General features: G+C 66.7%; 6 protein-coding genes. 3 read left to right on the top strand and 3 right to left on the bottom strand.

Features of this window, described 5'->3' with window-relative positions:
• Positions 1–1,338, top strand: a 1,338-nt coding sequence (locus AC1DJN_RS20625) for a 3'-5' exonuclease (RefSeq protein ID WP_478040027.1), incomplete at its 5' end; no start/stop codon positions are given.
• A 97-nt stretch (positions 1,339–1,435) separates the two neighbouring features.
• Positions 1,436–1,762: a low molecular weight protein tyrosine phosphatase family protein gene (locus AC1DJN_RS20620; protein ID WP_442251883.1), complete on the top strand. Its 327-nt coding sequence runs from the start codon at positions 1,436–1,438 to the stop codon at positions 1,760–1,762.
• 12 nt (positions 1,763–1,774) lie between these two features.
• Here AC1DJN_RS20620 and AC1DJN_RS20615 read toward each other — a convergent pair whose 3' ends face one another.
• Entirely contained in the window at positions 1,775–2,401 is a 627-nt protein-coding gene (locus AC1DJN_RS20615; RefSeq protein ID WP_478013577.1) for a YajG family lipoprotein, read from the bottom strand.
• 141 nt (positions 2,402–2,542) lie between these two features.
• On the opposite strand from AC1DJN_RS20615, the gene AC1DJN_RS20610 reads away from it, so the two are divergent.
• The gene (locus AC1DJN_RS20610) at positions 2,543–3,097 is read left to right on the top strand and encodes a hypothetical protein (protein WP_033832536.1); all 555 of its coding nucleotides are present in this window, start codon (positions 2,543–2,545) and stop codon (positions 3,095–3,097) included.
• A gap of 89 nt (positions 3,098–3,186) precedes the next feature.
• Here the strand turns inward: AC1DJN_RS20610 and AC1DJN_RS20605 are convergent, their stop codons facing one another.
• Complete coding sequence (locus AC1DJN_RS20605) at positions 3,187–3,345, bottom strand: hypothetical protein (RefSeq protein WP_442251881.1); 159 nt, start codon at positions 3,343–3,345, stop codon at positions 3,187–3,189.
• Positions 3,346–3,423: 78 nt separating this feature from the next.
• Positions 3,424–5,016 (bottom strand): RNA repair transcriptional activator RtcR, encoded by a 1,593-nt coding sequence (gene rtcR, locus AC1DJN_RS20600; protein WP_025878051.1) that lies wholly within the window; start codon positions 5,014–5,016, stop codon positions 3,424–3,426.
• Positions 5,017–5,085 lie beyond the last annotated feature (69 nt).

Here is a 5,085-nt window from a genome sequence, read left to right as displayed (position 1 = left end):
TCCACCGCCAACATCCTCAGTGCCGCCAACGCGGTGATCGCGCACAACCCGGACCGCATCGGCAAGCAGCTGTGGACCGACAGTGGTGACGGCGAGCCGATCGACCTGTACGCGGCGTACAACGAGATGGACGAGGCGCGCTACATCGTCGAGCGCGCACGGCAGTGGGTGCGCGACGGYGGCAGCTACACCGAAGTGGCCGTGCTCTACCGCAGCAACGCGCAGTCGCGCGCGCTGGAAGAAGCGCTGCTGAGCGAACAGGTGCCGTACCGCGTGTATGGCGGCATGCGCTTCTTCGAGCGCGCCGAAGTGAAGGATGCGCTGGCCTACCTGCGGCTGCTGTCCAACCGCAACGACGACGCTGCATTCGAGCGCGCAGTGAATACGCCCACGCGTGGCATCGGTGACCGCACGCTGGACGAAGTGCGCCGCGAAGCGCGCGCCCAGGGCATCTCGCTGTGGGAAGCCACCATGCTGGTGACCCAGGGCAGCGCACTGGCGGCACGAGCCCGCAATGCGCTGGCCGGCTTCCTGGTGCTGGTCAACGAACTGCAGGCGCAGACCCTGCAGATGACCCTGGCCGAGCGCGTGGACCATGTGCTGGTGCGCTCGCAGCTGCGCGAGCACTGGAGCAAGGAAAGCCGCAACGCGCTGGATTCGGAATCGCGCACCGACAACCTCGACGAACTGGTGTCGGTGGCCTCGCGCTTCGTGCGCCGTGCCGACGACATCGAGGAAGTAGGCGAGGACATGGACGAGCTGGTCGCGTTCCTGGCCTACGCGGCGCTGGAGGCCGGTGAGGGCCAGGCGCAGGCCGGCGAGGAAGGCGTGCAGCTGATGACGCTGCACTCGGCCAAGGGCCTGGAATTCCCGCTGGTGTTCCTGGCCGGCGTGGAAGAGGGGCTGTTCCCCAGTGCACGGTCGCTGGAGGAAAGCGGGCGGCTGGAGGAAGAGCGTCGGCTGGCCTACGTCGGCATCACCCGCGCGCGGCAGAAGCTGGTGCTCAGCTACGCCGAATCGCGGCGCATCCACGGCCAGGACAGCTACAGCCTTCCTTCGCGTTTCCTGCGCGAGATCCCGCGCGAGCTGCTGCACGAAGTGCGGCCGAAGGTGCAGGTCTCGCGGCCGGCGTCGATGGGCGCAAGCCGGGTGATGGGACACGCCGCCATCGAAACGCCGCCGATCAAGCTGGGTGCGCTGGTCAATCATCCCAAGTTCGGCGAAGGCATGGTGACCGACTACGAAGGCAACGGTGCCCACGCACGCGTGCAGATCGAGTTCGCCGACGCCGGCAGCAAGTGGCTGGTGATGGCGTATGCCAACCTGACGGTGATCTGATCACCGCCGGGGTCGGATCCCTCCCGTAGGAGGGCTCTGACCCCGACGCGATGGAAAGCAGCCGAGCACGGGCTCGGCTCTACAAAGGCGAGTGCTCATGACCCGCAACGTGCTCTTCCTCTGCAGCCAGAACCGCCTGCGCAGCCCGACGGCCGAGCAGGTGTTCGCCGATTGGCCGGGCGTCGAAACCGCCTCGGCCGGGCTGCTCGCCGACGCCGAGGAAGTGCTCAGCCCCGAGCTGCTGCAATGGACCGACCTGGTGTTCGTGATGGAGCGGGCGCACCGCAACCGGCTTTCCAGCCGCTACAAGGCATGGTTGAACGGCAAGCGGGTGATCTGCCTGGATATTCCCGATGACTACGAGTACATGGATCCGGTGCTGGTGGAACTGCTCAAGCGCAAAGTGATCACGTTCCTGCGCTGACCCGGGCGGCGATCAGTCCTGCGCCTGCGGTTGCGCGGCCGTGTCCTGTTCGGACATGGACTGCTGCAGGCTGCTGCTGAAGCTCTTCACCGCGCGTTCCAGGGCGATCTCCCAGTTCTCCCGCGAGGCGACCTGGAAGATGTTTGCGCCATGGCCGGTAGTCGTGAAGGTGCGCGTCTGGCCATCCTTGCGTGCCGTCACCTGTACCGCGATGTCTGCAAGCATCCGCTGGGTGTACGTCGCGGCGCGCCAAACATTCACCGGAGCACTTACCGAAAAATCGGTCAGCGTGGTTTCCAGGTGCGTGCACGATGCTTCGCAGTTGTCGGCAGTCCGATAACCCATGTTGCGCAGCGCTTGGATCATGATCTCGCGTGCCTTGTCCGGCGCTGTGGACGTTTCGAGCTCCACCAGCACGCCATTGCCGGCACGGATGACACCACCGATGTTCTTCGCACGCGCCGCCGATTGCACCTGCGGGAAGTACTGGGGGCGGTTGTCACGCACCGGGGCCACCACCACCACCGGGCCCTGCTCCGGGTTCACCCGGATGTCCGGCACGTTCACGCGCACCACTTCGGTGCGGATGCCACAGCCGGTGAGCAACAGCAGCAGTGCCAGCGTAATGATCGACTTCATGTATTCCCCCTGTTGGAATGGTGTCCTTGCGCCGCGCATTATCGCCTGCATATCGCCTGAAGGGACGAGGCGTCGACGCCGCAAAGCAGCCGGGCATGGCGCGGCTCTACAATAGCGGGCACACCTCCCAGGAACGCCCTCATGACCGAACCCACGCTGCATGTCACCGTGAAGTTGAACGCCAGGCTGCAGCCCGAGCATCGCCATGAGCTGTTCGAGGATCCGCTGGACGCGCTGTTGCAGGCGGCCGAGCTGGGCGGGATCACCGGAGGCGGTACTGCGATGTCCGACGAGGGCGAAGTCGAGTACGGCGATATCGAAGTGGCACTGGTCGATGCCGCGGGCGTGCCGAAGCTGGTCGACCTGCTGGAGCAGCTGGGGGCACCGAAGGGGTCGCAGGTGCAGGGCGCAGGCGAGGCCGACCGCAGCTTCGGCGTGACCGAAGGCCTGGGCATCTACCTGGATGGCCTGACCCTGCCTGACGAGGTGTACGAGCAGTGCGATTCGAACCACGTATTCGAACAGCTGTCCGAGCGCATCGATGGCCTGGGCGAGATCTGCAGCTGGTGGCAGGGCCCGAGCGAGACCGCGCTGTACATGTACGGCCAGTCGTTCGAGGCGATGCGTGAGGCGATCGCCGAGTTCGTCGGCAGCTACCCGCTGTGCCAGAACGCGCGCGTGGTGCAGATCGCCTGAAGCTGTGGTTTCGGGTGGAGCGGGCCGGCTGCTCCAGGTGCCGGAATAGCGGCGGCTGCCGGCCAGCGGCCGGCACTACCGGAGCGGGGTCAGCGTGCTGGCTGGGCGGCCGCAGCCTGCTGAGCGTTGTCGGCCTTGGCCAGTGATTTGCCGAACTGGTAGCCACCCACGAGCAGGACGACGGCAGCGACACAGGCCAGCACGATGATCAGGCCGGTTCTGGAAGTCGAGCGGGGGCGGTCCTGCATGGGAAATCTCCGTTCAGGTAGGGGGTCGCAGCCGGAGCATGCGCCGTGACCGGTGCACGCGCAAGCCGGGCCGTCGCGCTACCGGGCCGGCCCCCGCACCTGCTCCCAGTCCAGCCCGAACTTCGCCAGGTACTTGCGCAGGCGGTCGGCATCGTTGGTGCTGGCGCGCTGGGTGCGCGAGACCGCAAACAGCTCGCGCCCGGCGGCGGACAGCGACTTCGAGCGTGCACAGACCCGCACCACTTCTTCCAGCTGCACGCGGTCGAAACGGTCCAGCGCGTCCACGGCCTCGCCCAGCAGCGCATCCAGCGGAGACGGCGCATCGCCGCCGCGCCACTGTGCCCGCAGGCGCGCGATCTCGTCCTCCACGCCCTCGATCTGGATGCGCCCGGCGCTGGCCAACGTGGCCAGGCGCATGATCGACGCGCCCAGGTCGCGGAAGTTGCCRCGCCACGCCGCTTCCGGGCTGGTGGCGAATGCGAGATAGCGCGTGCGCGCCTCGGTGTTGAAGCGCACCCGCGCATGCTGGTCCAGCGACCAGCGCTCCAGCTCGAACTCGATGTTCGGCTCGATGTCTTCCATGCGCTGCGCCAGCCCGGGCAGGTGGTACGTCCACAGGTTGAGGCGCGCCAGCAGGTCTTCGCGGAAGCGGCCTTCCAGCACCGACTGCTGCAGATCGCGGTTGGTGCCGGCGATCAGCTGGAAATCGCTCTCCACTTCGCGGTCACTGCCGACCGGCAGGAAGCGCTTCTCTTCCAGCGCCCGCAGCAGCATCGCCTGTTCGTCCTGGCCGAGTTCGCCGATCTCGTCCAGGAACAGCAGCCCTTGGTGCGCTGAGCGCAGCAGGCCGGCACGGTCGCTGGAAGCGCCGGTATAGGCGCCTTTGGTGTGACCGAACAGGGTGCTCATCGCACCGTCGCCGCGCAGCGTGGCGCAGTTCACTTCGACGAAGCGACCGGGCAGCTGGTGCTTGAGCTTCTTCAGCTCGAACACGCGCTTGGCCAACTGGCTCTTGCCGGCGCCGGTTGGTCCCATCAGCAGCATCGGCGCACGTGAGCGGGTGGCCACCGTCTCGATCTGCTCGATCATCCGGTTGAAGGCGGCGTTGCGGGTGGCGATGCCGCCCTTCAGCAGGTCGCGATCCAGCAGCTGCTGCTGGGCGAAGCGCTGGGCGATGTGGTCGTAGCGCGACAGGTCCAGGTCGATGATCGCGTACGTGCCGGCGGCACCGTCCTGCTTGCGCGGTGGCGAGGTCTGCAGCAGTCGTCCGGGGAAATGACGGCTCTCGGTCAACAGGAACCAGCAGATCTGCGCCACGTGCGTGCCGGTGGTGATGTGGACGTAGTAGTCCTCCTCCTCCGGCTGGAACGGGTAGCGCGCGAGAAAGTCGTGCAGGGAGGCGTAGACCCCCTCGAATTCCCATGGATCGGCCAGGTAGGTGTCGTGACGCTGCACGCTGATGCCCGGCGCGGCCTGCGCCAGGTCCTCGCAGACCACGCGCGCCAGCTTGCTGTAGCGGCGCTCATCCAGCAGCAGCTCGATGCGGTCGGGCAGGAAATCCTCATGCATGCCCAGCGAAACGGTCGGGCGCCACTTCTGCCAGCGGCCCGGACCCTCGCCTGCGTCGAGCTGGGTGCCCAGCATGCCGAATACCACCTGCCGACGCGCCATATCCATTCCTATAAAAGATGCGCGGGAAATATATATCTTTTCGCCGGTGTCCGCTGGGCAGGATGGCCT

Source organism: Stenotrophomonas sp. 05L414_2 (assembly GCF_056397905.1).
The sequence above is the reverse complement of the archived record's forward strand: the minus strand, read 5'-3'. Positions and strand labels throughout refer to the sequence as shown.